The 18,136-nt window shown below is 43.7% G+C and carries 16 protein-coding genes, 2 pseudogenes and 1 riboswitch; of the genes and pseudogenes, 3 read left to right on the forward strand and 15 right to left on the reverse strand.

All coding sequences use genetic code 11. The features are described 5' to 3' along the window. Positions 1-31: 31 nt before the first annotated feature. Positions 32-913 (reverse strand): methyltransferase domain-containing protein, encoded by an 882-nt coding sequence (locus BAMF_RS39440; protein ID WP_013354100.1) that lies wholly within the window; start codon positions 911-913, stop codon positions 32-34. A 362-nt stretch (positions 914-1,275) separates the two neighbouring features. Continuing rightward, positions 1,276-1,376: riboswitch (purine riboswitch) on the forward strand. A gap of 135 nt (positions 1,377-1,511) precedes the next feature. On the opposite strand from BAMF_RS39440, the gene BAMF_RS39445 reads away from it, so the two are divergent. Then, the gene (locus BAMF_RS39445) at positions 1,512-2,705 is read left to right on the forward strand and encodes a NupC/NupG family nucleoside CNT transporter (protein WP_013354101.1); all 1,194 of its coding nucleotides are present in this window, start codon (positions 1,512-1,514) and stop codon (positions 2,703-2,705) included. A 45-nt stretch (positions 2,706-2,750) separates the two neighbouring features. Here the strand turns inward: BAMF_RS39445 and BAMF_RS39450 are convergent, their stop codons facing one another. The 4 genes from BAMF_RS39450 to BAMF_RS39465 form a co-directional block, all read right to left on the reverse strand. Continuing rightward, entirely contained in the window at positions 2,751-3,425 is a 675-nt protein-coding gene (locus BAMF_RS39450) for a DUF3298 and DUF4163 domain-containing protein (RefSeq protein WP_013354102.1), read from the reverse strand. 141 nt (positions 3,426-3,566) lie between these two features. Beyond that, entirely contained in the window at positions 3,567-3,860 is a 294-nt protein-coding gene (locus BAMF_RS39455; protein ID WP_013354103.1) for a hypothetical protein, read from the reverse strand. 42 nt (positions 3,861-3,902) lie between these two features. Beyond that, complete coding sequence (locus BAMF_RS39460; RefSeq protein WP_013354104.1) at positions 3,903-5,939, reverse strand: AAA family ATPase; 2,037 nt, start codon at positions 5,937-5,939, stop codon at positions 3,903-3,905. Positions 5,940-6,051: 112 nt separating this feature from the next. Continuing rightward, on the reverse strand, positions 6,052-8,103 hold the full coding sequence (locus BAMF_RS39465; RefSeq protein WP_013354105.1) for a catalase: 2,052 nt from the start codon (positions 8,101-8,103) through the stop codon (positions 6,052-6,054). 199 nt (positions 8,104-8,302) lie between these two features. On the opposite strand from BAMF_RS39465, the pseudogene citH reads away from it, so the two are divergent. Further along, positions 8,303-9,584, forward strand: a pseudogene (citH, locus tag BAMF_RS39470) (citrate transporter CitH). Positions 9,585-9,626: 42 nt separating this feature from the next. Here the strand turns inward: citH and bglS are convergent. Beyond that, the gene (gene bglS, locus BAMF_RS39475; protein WP_013354107.1) at positions 9,627-10,346 is read right to left on the reverse strand and encodes a beta-glucanase; all 720 of its coding nucleotides are present in this window, start codon (positions 10,344-10,346) and stop codon (positions 9,627-9,629) included. A gap of 209 nt (positions 10,347-10,555) precedes the next feature. Next, on the reverse strand, positions 10,556-11,389 hold the full coding sequence (licT, locus tag BAMF_RS39480) for a BglG family transcription antiterminator LicT (protein WP_013354108.1): 834 nt from the start codon (positions 11,387-11,389) through the stop codon (positions 10,556-10,558). A gap of 171 nt (positions 11,390-11,560) precedes the next feature. Here licT and BAMF_RS39485 point away from each other — a divergent pair, with 171 nt between their 5' ends. Further along, positions 11,561-12,811, forward strand: a complete 1,251-nt coding sequence (locus BAMF_RS39485) for an MFS transporter (RefSeq protein WP_088030659.1) — start codon at positions 11,561-11,563, stop codon at positions 12,809-12,811. Positions 12,812-12,844: 33 nt separating this feature from the next. Here the strand turns inward: BAMF_RS39485 and BAMF_RS39490 are convergent. The 8 genes and pseudogenes from BAMF_RS39490 to BAMF_RS39525 form a co-directional block, all read right to left on the reverse strand. Further along, positions 12,845-14,285, reverse strand: a pseudogene (locus tag BAMF_RS39490) (DEAD/DEAH box helicase). 54 nt (positions 14,286-14,339) lie between these two features. Next, the gene (locus tag BAMF_RS39495) at positions 14,340-14,714 is read right to left on the reverse strand and encodes a hypothetical protein (protein WP_013354111.1); all 375 of its coding nucleotides are present in this window, start codon (positions 14,712-14,714) and stop codon (positions 14,340-14,342) included. A gap of 78 nt (positions 14,715-14,792) precedes the next feature. Next, positions 14,793-15,035 (reverse strand): hypothetical protein, encoded by a 243-nt coding sequence (locus tag BAMF_RS39500; protein WP_014471236.1) that lies wholly within the window; start codon positions 15,033-15,035, stop codon positions 14,793-14,795. Between the two features lie 27 nt (positions 15,036-15,062). After that, entirely contained in the window at positions 15,063-15,428 is a 366-nt protein-coding gene (locus BAMF_RS39505; protein ID WP_041481747.1) for a YxiJ family protein, read from the reverse strand. 1 nt (position 15,429) lies between these two features. Continuing rightward, on the reverse strand, positions 15,430-16,290 hold the full coding sequence (locus tag BAMF_RS39510; protein ID WP_013354114.1) for a hypothetical protein: 861 nt from the start codon (positions 16,288-16,290) through the stop codon (positions 15,430-15,432). A 14-nt stretch (positions 16,291-16,304) separates the two neighbouring features. Further along, the gene (locus BAMF_RS39515; protein WP_013354115.1) at positions 16,305-16,898 is read right to left on the reverse strand and encodes a hypothetical protein; all 594 of its coding nucleotides are present in this window, start codon (positions 16,896-16,898) and stop codon (positions 16,305-16,307) included. 155 nt (positions 16,899-17,053) lie between these two features. Further along, positions 17,054-17,461 (reverse strand): YxiG family protein, encoded by a 408-nt coding sequence (locus BAMF_RS39520; protein ID WP_013354116.1) that lies wholly within the window; start codon positions 17,459-17,461, stop codon positions 17,054-17,056. Continuing rightward, positions 17,446-17,886 carry a WapI family immunity protein gene (locus tag BAMF_RS39525; RefSeq protein WP_013354117.1) on the reverse strand — a complete coding sequence of 147 codons (441 nt, stop codon included), beginning with the start codon at positions 17,884-17,886 and terminating at the stop codon, positions 17,446-17,448. Before BAMF_RS39525 ends, BAMF_RS39520 begins: the two co-directional genes overlap by 16 nt. Positions 17,887-18,136: the final 250 nt, after the last annotated feature.

Consider the following 18,136-nt stretch of genomic DNA (forward strand, 5'->3'; position numbering starts at 1 on the left):
AAAGACACGCTTACAGCGTGTCTTTTTCGTTTTACAGCGGATCGGTTCCGATTAAAATATCGATATCTATCGTAATATCAGCCGCTTTCCGGCTGATAAAGCGCTGAATGCTTTCATCAGAACATTTCCATGTTAAGGGCGTCATTTTCACAAGCAGCTCAAGATCAGGCTGCGATAAGGTCTTCGTGTAACACAGCCGCTTGCGCTCAAAGGCTTGAAAGCCGGTTTGGAAACGGACGGCCGCAGACTCAGCGGTATCATTCCGTTCAGGACTGTCTCCGAAGAAGAATTCCCTTACTTCTTTCAAGTAATCGCGCCGCGGCACCGCTTTAATGACTGTGCCGCCCTTTCTTAAAAGCCTGCTGCATTCCTTGTAATTCCAAGGTGACAAAACAGACAGAATCACATCAAAACTGCTGTCGGCAAACGGCGTATCCGCCACATCAGCGACGGCAAAAATATTATGATCCCCGAAGGCTTTTGCAGCTTGCAGCACACCTTCTTTCGAGATATCAATGCCGATTCCCGTCACGGAAAAAGCGGGCTGCAGCAATCTGCATACAGCGTCTAAATGGGAGCCCTCTCCGCATCCCGCATCCAATACCGCCGCCTGTTTTCGCGGAGATTGAATACGGCTGATGATGACGGCGATCTCTTTTTGAACCGGCGAAAAAAACTCCCGCCTCTCAAAAAGCTCGTGTCTCGCTTCGAACAGCTGCCTGTCATAGCGGGTTTTGACCGATTTATTGAGGAAATTCACATAGCCTTGTTTTGATATATCAAATGTATGCCCATGTCCGCATATCAGGCTTTGATATTGCGAAACCGCCATGGCCGTGCGGCATAGCGGACACCTGAATACGGACTGGCATGCATTCAGTAATTCCGCGCGTTTTCTTTTCATAGACGTCAAAAAAAACACCTCATTCATTCGTTATTCTGATGAAATGAAAAAGGCATAGACAAATAAACCTCACCAAATTGGAAGGTTTAACCTATTTATCTATACCTCTCATTATCTGTAACGAATGAACTGGATGATCATGAAGATGACCCCTTTTCTGCCGTCTTTTGAAGGCTGTGCCCTCAGATCCATTTTATCAGCTGCGTCCCGTTCTTACAATGAACCGAACTGTTTCTGCGTGCACTTTATACCATTAAAATCCAATTACTTTTACATATCCTTTATTTTCTTTATTTATAATATAAATTTATTATTTTGAAAATATCCAAAAAGGTTGATTTTCAAAAATTGAAACGATAAAATACTGCTATCTCATGTAATATCGTTATTCTTGTATATGATCAGTAATATGGTCTGATTGTTTCTACCTAGTGCCGTAAAAGACTAGACTACAAGGAAGTTTGCATAAATTTGAACGAGTGAAAAGCATATGACGCTGTCTATTCTTTTCTTTTGGCTCTTATTTATCACACTTTCTGACTTTCAGGAATTTGTGACGAATAAGAGCTTTTTTTATTTCCATAATACCCTTATAGGAGTTGCTCACATGTACTTTTTATTGAACATTGTCGGTCTCATTGTTGTCATGGCTGTTGTTTTCTTATGTTCTCCCAACAAGAAGAAGATTAAATGGCGTCCGATTGTCATGCTCCTCGTCTTTGAGTTTCTGATTACTTGGTTTATGTTAGGGACAAAAGTCGGCGGCTTTGTCATCGGGAAGATCGGCGCATTCTTTACATGGCTGATTTCCTGCGCCAGTCAAGGGATTGCATTTGCCTTTCCGTCTGTCATGGCGAATCCGACGGTTGATTTTTTCTTCAGCGCGCTGCTGCCGATTATCTTCGTTGTGACCTTCTTTGATATGCTGTCGTATTTCGGTATTCTGCCGTGGCTCATTGATAAAATCGGCTGGCTGATTTCTAAAATATCCCGTCTGCCGAAGCTGGAGAGCTTTTTCTCCATTCAGATGATGTTTTTAGGAAATACGGAAGCTTTAGCCGTCATCCGCCAGCAGCTTGCCGTCGTCAACAACAATCGGCTTCTGACATTCGGGCTGATGAGTATGAGCAGCATCAGCGGTTCGATCATCGGATCGTACTTGTCGATGGTCCCGTCCACTTATGTATTCACAGCGATCCCGCTGAATTGCTTAAACGCTCTTCTAATCGCAAATATGCTGAATCCTGTGGACGTTTCTAAAGAGGACGATATTATTTACGTCCCTTCAAAAGCGGAGAAAAAAGACTTCTTCTCCACGATTTCGAACAGTATGCTCGTCGGCATGAACATGGTCATTGTGATTTTAGCGATGGTCATCGGGTATGTGGCGTTAACGGCCGCGTTAAACGGCGTGCTCGGACTGTTCATGCACGGTTTGACCATTCAAAAGATTTTCTCTTACATCTTCAGTCCGTTTGCCTTTCTTCTCGGATTAACCGGACATGACGCGATGTATGTCGCACAGCTGATGGGCATCAAGCTCGCAACGAACGAGTTTGTGGCCATGGCCGATCTGAAGGGGCAGCTGCATTCACTGCCGCCGCACACGATTGCCGTTGCGACGACATTCCTGACATCATTCGCAAACTTCAGCACCATCGGTATGATCTACGGATCGTATCAATCTCTGCTTGATGGTGAAAAGTCAGCCATCATCGGGAAAAACGTCTGGAAGCTGCTTGTCAGCGGAATTGCCGTTTCCTTATTGAGTGCGGCGATTGTCGGATTGTTTGTCTGGTAAACGAAAAAAGCGATACCGCTCCGTTTTGGAGAGATATCGCTTTTTTTATTGATAGACGGATGCAGGTACGGAAACGTCCCGGATTCCCGCCGCGTATGGTCCAAGATCATATTGTCCGAACACAACGGCAATGCCGTTTTTCGTAAAGAAGAAAGGTCTTTCGTTATTCAGGGTGATCTCCTGTTTTTTGACGTCTTGGTCGAACAGATCGTCATGTTTCTTGATGTAGCCGTACAGATAGTCTCTCGTTTTGTTTACCTTCGTTTTCGTATTCAGCACATCACTGAGTGCGACCTGTTTTTTTGCGGCCAGATCATAATTAAAGGTCTGTACGGATGTCATCCCGTGTGCGCCGCCTGTGTAACTGTAGTTCTCCGTCTGAATGCTGAGCTTGCCGTCTTGATTATACTTCACCTTGAAATCTGTTTGGTATTCCGCTTTGTAGCCTTGTTTCTCACCGTCTTTTTTGTTTTTCACATATTCTTGATATGAATGGTCAATATAACGTTTGAAGTCCTGATTGATTTTCTTTTCAAAAGATGCGTTTCCCGTATTTGTGACCTCGGGGTACGTCAGCTGCTTCACTTGCTTATACGTATGGCTTTTGACAACGGGCTTTGCGGTTTGCGCGGCCTCGGCTGAAGCCGCAAATCCTCCGAACGGCGCGGCTGTCAGCACTGCCAAAAGCACAGCCGCCATCATTTTGAATGTCTTTTTCATCACAACTCCTCCTTTTTATTTACCGTTCCCTTTTTGAAAACGGGTTACACTCTATAGACAGCGCAGATCAGGAAATTGTTTCTGGGCCATTTCTCACATTTTCTCCATCAAAAAAAGAGACATGGAAAATCCACGCCTCTTTTACCGTGAAGGTCTTTGCGCAATGGCTTCATAAACGGCTTCCGCCAGATCGGAGTTGCCGAACATCTCCAAAACGCCGATAACGGTTTGATCAGGAATCGACTCAGATTCCTCCTTCGGCACGACAAGCTCTTCAGCCGTTTTTCGCAGCTCTTCGTTTAAAGGCTGTCCGGGATAAGCCCTGCTGTAAATCGCCATCGGATCAAGGTCATGATTGACGCACCATTGGGCAAACACCAAAATCATCATGTTTTCGTCACGCCGGTAATATTCTTCGAGTTGTTTTTGATTCATGTGCTTTGCTCCGCTATTATTTTTTTTATTACTTTATCATATTTATATTAAGACTTCATTCTTTTTAGGTTTTAAGGGATTGGACATACCAAAATAATCCATAATCAACTCAGCTAATGAGTTATTATCAGGCGGAGTAATCTTAATTTTCTCATTATAGAGTTTTGCAACTTTTGTTTTTATTTTTTTATCCGCTAAAAATTGAATTAATTTTTCCTTTTCACTTCCAGCTTCATAATTTGTTGGAATAAGTAATGAAGCTGTTCCATCAATTCTTGAAAATTTAATGTTTGGATTAAAACTATATAATGTAAATAACTTTTGTATATCTTCATTTGCATTTGCATTTATAATTTCTTTAATAGTTTCATAAAAAGTCTTTGGATCTAAACAATCTTCGATAACTGTTTGTTCATAATACTGACCTTGTTTCCACGGTTCTAAAAGTCTAACTGATTCGATATTATTACTTTTTAATGTTTGTAACCTTCTCAAATCCACTTTTCCATAACTTTCAGTTGCTTTTGAAACATTGATCTTTACTCGATCAGTATCAATCATACAAAGAATTTTTCCACTCATTGCTTGGGCTGTAGTTTTATCGGATAAAGGATAACTCAATAAACCATATAATTTAATCACATTAGAACATCCACCAACAGGTAAAATTTTAAAATTCCCCGCATCTTTTAATAATTCTTCAAGGTATAATTTATCTGTACTTCCTTCGCATATAATCCAATTAGTATTTTTCATAGATTTTGAGTAACTAATAATGCTAGTTGCTAAATCAAACATACTTTTTAATGCTATATCATCCGGAAATCTTCTTCTTTCATCTAAATAATCAAAAAAACTAAAATCTGAAATCGAAACACTTCCTTCTATTTCTTTACTCACATGAAGTAAATGACCGCTATTGGTGATGGGCAGAGATCCATACCAATGGGTCGTTATCATGACTTGTCTATTAAAATCTTTCGAAAGTCTTTCTAACCTCTCGAACTGCGGAAAACAATTAACAACATTCATAGACACTTCTGGTTCATCAATAGCCAGAATTAATTCTCTATCCATTTCTTTCACATTTGAAAGAAATGCATATGCAATGTCTATTAATGCCTTTCTCTGCTCACCAGAACTTAGTTTTTGGACTTCTCTATTTTTGTACCTTAATGGTCTTTTTGAAAAGTAAGCTTCAATAACTTTTTCTCTTATATCTGTTACTGTTAAATTTCTCTTACTATTTGCTTCGGGACTGTAATTATATTGATTATCAATCGCTTTTATAGAATTATTTATATCTTCCATAAATTTATTAAGATAATCATTTATAAAGTTTAAGAAACTTTTATTTTTCCCTTCTATTTCATACCTACTTGTCAGTACCTTATCAATTTCTAGTAAGATATCTTTGTTCATTAAAGTTTGCATTTGTTTATCTTCAATTTTCAAAATTTCGTTAGCACTTTGTTCCACAGGAATATAAACATAAGCATAGTGTTCTTTTATTAATTTCCTTATCTTTTCTATTTTTTTTATGTATTCTTTATTTCCTAATATTTTTTCAAAGTAGCTCTCGAAAGGAGCAAGTGTTGGCTTTCCATTAAATTTCACGCCTGAGGGAAGTATATAGTATTCTTGTTCAGAATAGTTAGTTGTTAGGTATTCAATAAACTCGTAAAAATTTTCAATGTATTCCCTTCTAGCAGCTCCTTTTAACCAATCTTGTATACCGCTCCAGAATTTGTTGCTTATAATATTTATATCCTCTAAAGTTTTTTTATTTCCATCTATCTCAGACCTGCTGTATCGATTTGAATTAATAATAAATTCTTCAAATTTATTCCTTTCAATAAAAAATACAGGGGTTATATACCGATCCTCTCTCCTAGATCCTCTTGTTGCATTCCAATCTCGTCCATTAAAGAAAACATCAAGTGACTCCAAAATTCCACTTTTGCCTACACCATTTGCACCAATATAGACAGCATACTTTTGCTCATTGTTATTTGCTATAGGTGCAAAAATTGATTTTGCATATGACTTATATCCGTTAATAAAAGTTCCCACAATCATAATACTTATCCCCCCTAAAATTTTTATTATATTCCAGAATATCACACTTAAAATAATTATTCCATTCTAAAAAACTAAAAAAGTACCCTTAGCAGGGTACTTTTTACTATCTTTATATGTTTCTGTCCCAATGCCGATGCTCGGCTACGGCCTTCAGAAATTGTTCATGGTTTCCGTCCGGAACAAGGCCGGGGCCGCTTTCGGTTCCGGCGGCGAGGGTGAGAAGTTCTTTTCCTTCTCCGGAGGCACCGATCGCTTTGTAATGACTGAAGGCTTCACTGACGAAGTCTTTAGCCGCTTTTCGGGCTTTGAGACTGTCTGTGCTTCGTTGCCCGCCCGGAATGAAAACAGCATCATACAGGACGGAATCCGCTGTCAGGAAAGTGGCTGACGCTTCCAGCTCCGTACCGTTTTCTCCCTTGACGGTTCCAAGTGCAGGGCTGATGATATCGGCTCTGACTCCCGCCTCTTTGCATACGGCAAGCAATTGTTTGACTTCCTCGTCCGCAAACCCGTGATCGGCCAAAACCGCGACCTGTCTTGTGGCTGCTGTTTTCACCGTGTTTTCCTGACTTAAGGCCGGGGAAGTGAAGGTTTCATCAGATTCACGATCCTTCGGCGGCGGGTTCACTCCGATTCCCTTCGCAACGCGCTCGGCAAGCTCGGCGTCGACGTGACTGAAGACATTCACCACCTGCTGCTGCACATCCTTGCTGTTTACTTTCCCTACCTCAAAACAGAACGCGGAAATGATATGTTCCTTTTCGGCGGGAGACATGCTGTTCCAGAACATCTTGGCCTGAGAAAAATAGTCATTGAAGCTCTCACTGCGCTGGCGGATTTTTCTGCCTTCTACTTTTTCCTGATAATGAACGTATCCGCCTTCTTCTTCTGAGGCCGGCGACGGATCATTATTCTGCAGAGAATTCTTATGATAGGCGACAGGGCCCTTATTAATCGTCATCCGGTGGTAGCCGTCGTATTGGTTGTTATGGAACGGACAGACCGGCCGGTTGATCGGAATCTCATGAAAATTCGGCCCGCCAAGACGGATGAGCTGTGTGTCTGTATAAGAGAAAAGCCGTCCCTGTAAAAGCGGGTCATTGGTAAAATCAATGCCCGGCACGACATTTCCCGGGTGGAATGCGACCTGCTCTGTTTCCGCAAACACATTATCCTGGTTGCGGTTCAGCGTCATTTTTCCAATAATCTTCACCGGCACAAGCTCTTCCGGCCACAGCTTGGTCGGGTCAAGAATATCAAAATCAAACTTGAATTCATCTTCTTCATCAATCATCTGAACGCCAAGCTCGTATTCAACCTTGCCGCCGTTTTCAATGGTTTCCCACAGATCGCGGCGATTGAAATCGGGATCTTTCCCGGCAATTTTCTGCGCTTCATCCCATACGAGTGAATGAACGCCGAGAACCGGCTTCCAGTGGAATTTCACGAAACGCGCCTTTCCTTTCTCATTGACGAAACGGAATGTATGTACGCCGAAGCCCTCCATCATTCGGTAGCTTCGCGGGATTCCGCGGTCAGACATCGTCCACATCACCATGTGCGCGGATTCAGGATTGTTGGCGACAAAATCCCAGAACGTATCATGAGCCGTCGCAGCCTGAGGCATCTCATTGTGCGGTTCCGGTTTTAAGGCGTGAACGAGATCCGGGAACTTGATCGCGTCCTGAATGAAGAACACCGGAATATTGTTTCCGACAAGGTCGTAATTCCCTTCTTCGGTGTAAAACTTCGTCGCAAATCCCCTGGCGTCACGGACTGTGTCGGCTGACCCCTTGGAGCCCGCCACTGTTGAAAAACGAACGAAGACAGGCGTTTTGACAGACGGGTCCTGCAAAAATTTCGCCCTTGTGTATTCCGTCATCGGTTCGTACACCTGAAAATGCCCATGAACGCCGTACCCGCGCGCATGAACGACCCGCTCCGGAATCCGCTCGTGGTCAAAATGCGTCATTTTTTCGCGAAAATGAAAATCCTCCATCAGCGTGGGGCCGCGGACACCCGCTTTTAAAGAATGCTCATCCTCAGACACACGAAGCCCCTGATTGGTCGTCATTTTTTTGCCGCTGTTATCTGCCCGGTACTGCTCCAGCTGCTCGTCCTTTGAGTGTTCATTTACACGTTTGTTTTGATCCTCACTCATGTCTATTCCCCCTTATCAAACGAAACATTCTACAGCACATTTACCCGCGGCGTTCTTCATATAAACTGCTGATCTGCTGATTAGGATTTTAGGTCTACATATAAATATGCGGCCATACACATTTGAAATAAGCCTTCTTCACAGAAAGAAAGTGCGGAAGCGCTTACCAAAATAGCTGTTGAACAGGGGAGGTCATATCGTGCTTGCCATACTCGGTTTTGTGATGATGATTGTCTTTATGTATCTTATTATGTCTAACCGGCTTTCCGCTCTTATTGCTTTGATTGTCGTTCCTGTTGTGTTTGCCCTGATCAGCGGATTCGGCAAAGATCTCGGGGAGATGATGATTCAGGGCGTGACAGACCTCGCACCTACCGGTATCATGCTGTTATTCGCCATCCTGTATTTCGGCATTATGATTGACTCAGGCCTGTTTGATCCCCTCATTGCCAAAATCTTTATCGCTTGTCAAAGGAGACCCGTTAAAAATCGCCGTAGGCACAGCGGTTCTGACAATGACCATTTCGCTGGACGGAGATGGGACAACAACCTATATGATTACCATCGCGGCGATGCTGCCTTTATACAAACGGCTCGGCATGAACCGTTTGGTGTTAGCGGGAATAGCGATGCTCGGTTCAGGGGTCATGAATATTATTCCTTGGGGCGGGCCGACTGCGAGGGTTTTGGCTTCCTTGAAATTGGACACGTCAGAGGTCTTCACGCCGCTGATTCCAGCTATGATCGCCGGCATTCTCTGGGTGATCGCCGTTAGTTATATCCTCGGCAAGAAAGAGCGGAAGCGGATCGGCGTCATTTCGATTGATCACGCGCCCTCTTCCGTGCCTGAGGCGGCGCCGCTCAAACGTCCCGCTCTTCAATGGTTCAACCTGCTGCTGACTGTCGCACTGATGGCCGCACTGATCACCAGCCTGCTGCCGCTTCCTGTTCTTTTTATGACCGCGTTCGCCATCGCCTTAATGGTCAACTATCCGAATGTCAAAGAGCAGCAGAAACGAATCTCGGCGCATGCGGGTAATGCGTTAAACGTTGTCTCAATGGTGTTTGCGGCAGGCATATTCACAGGCATTCTCTCCGGCACAAAAATGGTGGATGCGATGGCTCATTCCCTCGTTTCACTCATCCCTGATGCCATGGGCCCGCACCTGCCGCTGATCACTGCGATCGTCAGCATGCCATTCACCTTTTTCATGTCGAATGACGCCTTTTACTTCGGTGTCCTTCCCATCATCGCCGAAGCCGCTTCCGCTTACGGAATAGACGCCGCTGAAATAGGAAGGGCCTCCTTGCTGGGGCAGCCGGTGCATTTGCTCAGCCCGCTTGTGCCTTCCACCTATCTATTGGTCGGAATGGCAGGCGTCAGCTTTGGCGACCATCAAAAATTCACCATCAAATGGGCCGTGGGGACAACGATTGTAATGACGATTGCGGCGCTTTTGATTGGGATTATTTCGTTTTAATCAAAAAAGGATTTCCGCCCAGCGGAAATCCTTTTCTGTACATTATTTTTTTGTATAGCGCACCCAGTCGTAATGAGCGTATAGCGGATTTACGCCATTGTAGGAACCGAGCCAATCATCGACACCCGTACCATTCCACAAATTCATCATGATTTTCCCCGGCGCTGCCGGTATTTGGGTTGTCGCAGTATGTTTTAATTGCCCATCGACATACCATTTAATAGAGTTTGGCTGCCAATCGAACGCATACGTATGATAGGCATTGGCTGCATCAAATCCGAGATCCGCCAACTTCTCATGGTTTCCTGCGCCATTTGTATAATAGTTAAATTGAACCTTTGTTGTGTCTTTTCCCAAAAATTCGATATCAATCTCATCCCAAGGAGTCCCCTCCGTTGGACCTGTATAAGTGAAGAACGATGAAACAATCCCTGTGTTTTTAGCCGGTTTCATTCTGACTTCATAAAGTCCATAGCCATATGTTTGAACCGAGCGGTTTTCCCCGCAGTCAAACTTGTTATAAGACGGACTTGTCAGCGCCAAACGCATTTCACCTGATGACGTCATAGAGACGTTATTCGCACGCCAAGTGCAGTTAAACATATCTCCATTTGAGTAACCATCAGCTTTTTGCCATAACCCGGAGTTATAGCTGTTAAAAGGTTCAAAAAACGATCCGCCTGTTTGAGCCGAAACACTAGAAGTGATCCCACACAAACTCATAAACAATCCGGTGACAAGAATTAGCAACACTCGTTTCATGTTAGCATTCCCCCTTTTTTGAACACGCTTTCTTTATTGATCATACATGATCCTTTTCAAAGGGAACATCGGTCGAAATAATGATAATCCTTCTGTTAAAAAATACAAACCTAAACTACCATCAGCACAGACAGATAGGTTTTGCCTGCTTATCCGTAACAATCCTATATATGAATGGAAGAAACAATTAATACGAGGAAACGCTTTCATTATACTTGTTTGACTACCCTTTCTATGTGAATCGTTAAATACAGCAGCTCGTCACTGGTGAGCTTATGCCCATACTCTTTCTCAATGTAGGTATGGATATTCTTCGTGCATTTATACGCCTGATGATACTTTTCTTTCACTGTCTCCAGTAAAAAATCGTCCTGGCTTTCCATGTGTGTGCCGTTAAAAAGACGCTGTGCGAAAAACTTTAAGTGGGTGACAAATCGATAATAGTGCAGCGATTCTTCGTTGAATTCAATCTTAAAATGGTATTTTACGATACTCAAAATCTCTTGCATGACTTTTGTAATGTTGATGATATTGGGCATCTCTTCATTCAGCTCGGCATTTACAATATGCAGCGCAATAAAGCCCGCTTCATCCTCCGGCAGAGACACGCCAGTCTTGTTTTTTACCATGGCCAACGCTTCTTTGCCGATGGCAAATTCGTCTTTGTACAGCCGCTTTGTTTCCCACAGCAAGGCATTTTTGATATCGAGCCCTTTCTGATTGCGCTGAATGGCAAAGTTAATATGGTCGGTCAGCGATACATAGATGCTGTCGTTGAGTTTTTTGCCGAGCTGTAATTTCGCATAGCTGATAATCTCTTCGGATACTTCCATACACTCGATCGGAATTTCATACAAAAGGGTTTTGAACTTTTCGGATACATCTTTGTTATCGAGCGTGAACACTTTCTCAATGAGGGCTTCATCTACCGGGTCTCCCGTTTTCTTTTGAAAAGCAATGCCCCGGCCCATGATGACCAATTCCTGATTGCCTTCCTTGAGCACACTGACGACATTATTATTAATGACTTTCGCAATCTTCAATTCCGTCTCCCTCCCACCTGACCATTTACCTGTTACACCTTGATTGTACATCCTTTTTGAACTAGGTCAATATCTCCAGGTCAATCAGAAAACTCCGTTCAGAAATCATTGTCCAACTATGTGACAGAGGCGCATATAATGCAGAGAACCGGTTTTTGAGAAGGAGCGTGTGTGATGAAACGGTTTTCGAAAGAAGAAAGCAGCTGGATGCTGTATGATTGGGCCAATTCAGCTTATTCCGTCATTATTATGACGGCGGTGTTCCCCCTGTTTTTTAAAGCGGCTGCGGCTGAAAACGGCGTCAGCGCGGCCGATTCCACCGCTTATTTGGGCTATACAATTGCCGCCGCGACTTTTATTTTGGCGATGCTCGGCCCCGTCTTAGGAACGATTGCCGACTACAAAGGATGCAAGAAACGGTTTTTCGCTTTCTTTTTCCTGATCGGTGTGGCGGGCACCGCCGCGCTGGCTTGTATTCCCGGTGAATCTTGGGTGCTGTTATTAATTTGTTATACGATTTCCACGATCGGCTTTGCCGGGTCTAATGTGTTTTATGATGCGTTTCTCGTAGATGTGGCCGCAAAGGAGCGGATGAACATGGTGTCCGCCAGGGGGTTCGGGCTGGGCTATATCGGCAGTACGATCCCTTTTCTTCTCAGCATTGCCGTCATCCTGTCAGCACAAGCGGAGGTGATTCCGCTGTCCGCCCAGGCTGCGGGCCGCATTGCCTTTTTGATTACGGCCGCATGGTGGGGGCTGTTCACGATCCCGCTCCTTCGCCGCGTCCGCCAGCGCTATTATATCGAGAGAGAGCCTCGGCTTGTGATCAGCAGTTTTAAACGGCTTGCCGGCACGCTGAAGCAGATCAGGAAGTACCGGGCGCTGTTTTTGTTTCTGCTCGCTTATTTCTTCTACATCGACGGGGTCGGCACCATCATCACGATGTCGACGTCATACGGGGCTGACCTCGGCATCAGCGCTGCAAATCTGCTGATTGTTTTATTTGTCACGCAGGTCGTCGCCGCCCCTTTTTCGATTTTGTACGGGAGACTGGCCGAACGGTTTAAGGGGAAAACGATGCTTTACGCCGGAATCGGCGTGTATATGATTGTCTGCACGTATGCTTATTTTATGGATTCCGCTTTTGATTTTTGGATTTTGGCTATGCTTGTCGCCACTTCTCAAGGCGGGATTCAGGCTCTGAGCCGCTCGTACTTTGCCAAGCTCGTCCCCAAACAGCACGCCAATGAATTTTTCGGCTTTTATAATATTTTCGGCAAATTCGCTTCAATTATCGGGCCGCTTTTGATTGCCGTAACCGCCCAGCTGACCGGGAATTCGTCAGCCGCCGTGTTCAGCCTGATACTATTATTTGTGATCGGCATTGCCATCCTTGCGTTTGTTCCGGAGGAGACGGCGTAAAAAAAAGCCTGCGTGCACAGCAGGCTTTCTTTTTTATTTCTTGGCTTTATGGACTTTCAGTTTTTTGTCCTTTGACCGTCGTATTTTTCATAATGCTGAGAACGTGCGGGCCTTTGCCGTTCAGAATCTCGACGTACGAAGCGTTGTCCAGAATCGTGATAATGCCGATATCATCTGCTGAAACGCCGTCGATTTTCGCAATCGTTCCGACAAAATCGACCGCCCTGATTTTTTTCTTTTTTCCGCCGTTAAAGTACAGCTTCATAATGTCTTTGTTTAACTGTTCGCTTTTGTCTGTTTTGACGTCGGGGCGGGCGTTCAATTTTTCCGCAAAAGCCGCTTTCCGTTCCGCTGTTTCTTTCTCTGACGGCGCCTCCCGCTTTTTGATGCGGAAACCGATATATGTCTCAATGTCATTCAGAAATCGCGATTCAGACGGCGTCACAAACGTAATGGCCCGTCCACGGTGTCCGGCGCGCCCCGTTCTGCCTGTGCGATGCACATAGCTTTCTTTTTCAAGCGGAATATCATAATTGATAACGAGGCTGATGTTTTCGATATCAATTCCTCTGGCGGCTACGTCGGTCGCAATCAGATAGCGGAACTCGCCGCGCTTGAACTCATTCATGACGTCAAAGCGGTCTTCCTGCACCATGCCGCCGTGAATTTTATCGCAAGGATAGCCCAGCCTGTCCAGCTCATCGGTTAACTGGATAACTCTTTCTTTTGTCCGGCAGAATATGATGCAGCTGTCCGGGTTTTCAGTGATCAGGACGTCACGCAGCAATGATGATTTATCCTCTTCTGCTGCTCTGGTGACAAAATGCTCGATGTCTTTAGTCGTCAGGCCTTCCGCTTTTACTTCAATCAATTCCGGGTCCTTCATATATGTGCGGCTCAGCTTCTCAACGTCGTCCGGCAGCGTCGCTGAAAACAGCATGGTGACTCTGTTTTTCGGCAGGTGCTGAATGATGGCTTCCACCTGTTCAATAAACCCCATATTCAGCATTTCGTCCGCTTCATCAATCACCACATACGCCAGCCGGTCAAGCGGCAGCGTCCCTTTTTCTATATGGTCAAGCACACGCCCCGGCGTTCCGCAAACGACATGGCTTTTTTGCTTCAGTTCGGTTTTCTGTTTATCAAAAGAAGCTTTTCCGAAAACCGCCGTAGCTTTTATCCGTTTAAAACGGCCGATATTCGTGATATCTTCTTTTATCTGCGCCGCAAGCTCGCGGGTCGGCGTTAAAATCAGCGCCTGCGGTTTGTTTTCCTCCCAATCCGCAAGCTCACAAATCGGAATGCCGAAAGCCGCGGTTTTGCCGCTGCCCGTCTGCGATTTGACGACGAGATCTTTTTTTTGCAGCGCGGCGGGGATGACGCGCCGCTGCACTTCAGTCGGCTCGGTATATTGAAGTCCTTCCAACGCTCTTGCGATGTCGAGGCTGATAGAAAAATCTTTAAATTCGCTCATGAATAAACTCCTTCTCTGTCTAACTCCCCTCATTATACGCGAAACGCCGCCGCTTTACCCTGACGTTTTGCCGGGCCATTCGGAGGACTGCTTTTTCTTCATGTCAAGTACGACCCATTTGGCGCAATAAAAGCTCATGCTTCCTTCCACGTCATCGACATAATAGCGTATCGATTCCCAGCCGCCGTCGACCGGGCTGATATCCAGACGGATGTCGGTGATGCTTTCAAGATCATCCAGCCGGGCAGCGCTCACACCTTCAAACCGCAGCACAGCATCATACTGTCCATCAGTCAGCTTCAGCTCAAATACCGGGATTTTATCATAATACTCGTTATACCCAGTAAAGAAAGTAAACTCCGTCAATTCAAAACACCCCGGTGAATCCGGCCTCAGCATAACTGCTTTCTCATGTTTGTGCCACTCCATTTTGTGTCTCCTTCTTTACAGCTGATTTGGCATGCCTGGTTTATACGGTATTTTTTCACAATACGTATGTATTTCCGGTTACTTATATCCCTGCATCCATTCTCTTAATTCTTCTGTGGTATGCAGATATGAATCAGGCGAATCTTTCAGATCAAACCCGCTCAAATACACGAGCATCTCCCAAACGTTTTCATCCTCAACCTCCGGATCATGTGCAGCCACATACTCACACGCCCAATCCGACACTTCTTCCCTTGCCGCTTGACCGTTCAGGATCAGATCAGCCTTCTTCAGACATTCTGCCATTGTTGGTTCTTTCACGTTAGAAACCTGCTTTTCGATTTCCTTTCATTTCTTGTTTAAAATGCTGACTAACAGCCTCCTGGCCCGTTCGTGCAGCCTGACTTCCTGGCTGAGCTCCGGGTAATCTGTTAAAGCGTTTTCCAGATGCGCATATTGAGGATACAGCTCAAAAAAGGATTTATATAAGGCTTTACGCTGCCGCGCAGGCATTTGTTTATTCGCCAAAACAAAATCTAAGCTGCCGCAGACAAGCGCGAAATATTCATAAAAATCCCCCGCGCAGGCAACCTCCTCAAAGTCTTCTTCAAAACTCCCCGCATCTGAGGGTAGCGGACCCTCCAATTCTTTTTTGTGAAACTTCAGGTTTCTGATGAGGTCATCATTTAAAGAATATCTGCTGGATCTCAACATTTCATTTAGCCGAAAAGAATTCATTTTGTTTCCCATTACTTATATCCCGCTTGTAGATCCCCGAAGTCGAGACCGCGTAAATGGCATTACTTGTCAGCTTCAGCTGATGCCCCGAAAGCTCACCGCCATCCGGATCACAGCACGTTACCTCTTGCACCGGCAGACTGACATCAGCCGGAATGAAGGACAGTGAATGATCATCTTTGCATATCCAAAACCCGTCATCTGAAATCGCAAGCTGGTCATATACCCCTGAACATGCTTTATCAGAAATAATCCACACTCGTTTCACGTCGGTTTCATCAAACGCAGCAATGACTGTATATGAATAATACAGCATGTAGATCAGTCCGTTTTTTTCTGCAAGCGCATAGCAGTCATCTACAACGGGCGCATATATTTCTGAAAGCTGCTGATCAATATGCGTTTCCTTTAATTGTCCGTCTAAAGTGAAGCACAGCATACTTTGACCATTTGAATTTTCATCATCATAAATGCCTTCATCACTTAAACCGACCCATAGGTTTTGTTTCTCATCCAGAAGACTGCATGAAGCCCCTGAAGGCAGAGAAAATACACTTTGTTCTTTTCCATCTGCTGAAAATACCTTCACTTTATGCTCATGCGATTCAAAGAAAACCAACACATACCTGTCATCCGAACTCTGTTGAAACAGCATAATATCCTCACTCGGAATTTGTTCATCGATATGAACCTCTCGGGTGTCGCCGGATTCCTCCGTGATCGTAAACGAAAGACTGCCATTCTGATGCCGTCCGAGATACAGACGCCCGCAGCCGTCAAAATGACAGAAACATCCTTTTACCAGATCGTCATGTATCTTGTTCATTTTTATTTTCATGCAATTGCCCCTTGCTATTTATAATGAGCGGCGAGCTTTTTTTGAAATTCATCCGGAACAATCTGATCCGGGAATACAACTGATATCCAGTCTAAAACATGATCATCTAACGGCCTCCATGATTCTAACGTTTTTCCCGCAATCTCCTGATCAATGCCTAAAATACAAATTTCAAATTCCCTCTCTCCGTAAATCGCCCACTTGAAAGTCGGTGAAGCCCAAACAACACGAGATGCAATGTTCAATATACAGTCATTTTTACTGTGCTTTGGATAATCAGTTAAGATTGAAAGATATTCATCTGCAGTTATATGCAAAGGGATCTTTAACCAGTTAAAATATCCGAATTCCCCGTAAAACCGATTCATATCATCCGAGTGTTCCAGAACGGCCATTAAGATAAATTCATCGTGATGATGATGCGCCAAACTTTTGAGCATCATCCAGCCTTCATCAGACAAGACCCAGTGGAATTCCTCGAATAGATAATAATGTTTTTGTTGTTTAAATACTTGTTCGGGCAACGTTTTGTCTTCATGAAATAAGGAATATATCTGGGATTGAAAGACTGCCGATTCCTTTGTGTTCTTTATAAAAAAGGGGTGCATCTTGTACCTCTCTTCGGCGGTTTATATGCAAGCTCACAGCCGTATTCTGTGTGGAATAAACGGTTTCCCACGTATAAATGTATTTGCTGCAGATCCACGGTTTGGTTTCTGTCCTTTAAGAAAAGAGAGGCTGGGAACCTCTCTTATTTGTTTATTTATGACTTCGAATGATACGCATAAAATGATTGATTATCAAAGCGGACTGTTTCAGCTTCTATAGCAATCAGCATTCTGTTCATGTCAATGAGAAAGTTAGCATTTGATTGGTACTCCGGAATTACAGAATTTGATAGATTTCCGATTCCTTCCGGGTGATAACTCATCTCAAATACTTGCCAATTGTATTCTTCGGGATCTATTTTTTCTAATCTCATATCACCAATATCTGCGCTAAAATAAACAGATGCTACATTTTGAAATAATATTTTATGTGTATATTCACTTTCTTTTTCAAAAACCTTAATATTAAGTGAAAGTTCTTTTTTAAACACATTAAAGTCAAAATGAAGGACAGCGCACCCCTCATCTATATAATCAACCCACTCATTTATTGTTTTGTACATCGTTTATCTCCTAAGGAAAGTTTTGGAGGATTTTTTGTGTCTTTGAGATCTGATTTTAAAGTCTTCACGAAAAATTCTAGCTTTTCTTCATTACAGTTCAATTTATAGACAGTTGTATTTGAATAATTTTCTACAAATCTAATTATAAATCTGTAATATTCGTTTTCTTTATCAATTCTCAAAATAAAAAATGGTTCAATTGTTTCTAAACGTATCCTATCTTGATTCCCTGCTAATAATGCTTCAATCCCTGATATCAGCATTTTATATTCACTTTCTAATAAAGCGGCGGAGTAATCCCGGGCGATTACTTTATTATGTTCCAACAGTTCAAACATTGTTGAGATAAAAGGATCATCCTCCGCCTCTTGGTACCTTCTCGGTGTTATGTCAAGTTCCAGACAATCATCTCTAATTTTGGCCATGCTGCCTCCTCGTTTTGGGTGAAAAGAGAGGCTGGGAACCTCTCTTCGCATTAACAGACTAGGATTCATTTACCATTTCAATCATTTCTGCCGCTTCTAAGTACAATTCATTTATCTTGTTTTGAATTTCTTTTGCGATTTCTTCATCACTTTCTAGATCTGATAAATATCCAGCTTTACCTGAAAACAACTTTTTTTCACAAACCCTAAATGGTCTACACAATAGCCGTCTTCATTATCGCGAAAGTCG

The organism is Bacillus amyloliquefaciens DSM 7 = ATCC 23350, from assembly GCF_000196735.1.
GTDB lineage: Bacteria > Bacillota > Bacilli > Bacillales > Bacillaceae > Bacillus > Bacillus amyloliquefaciens.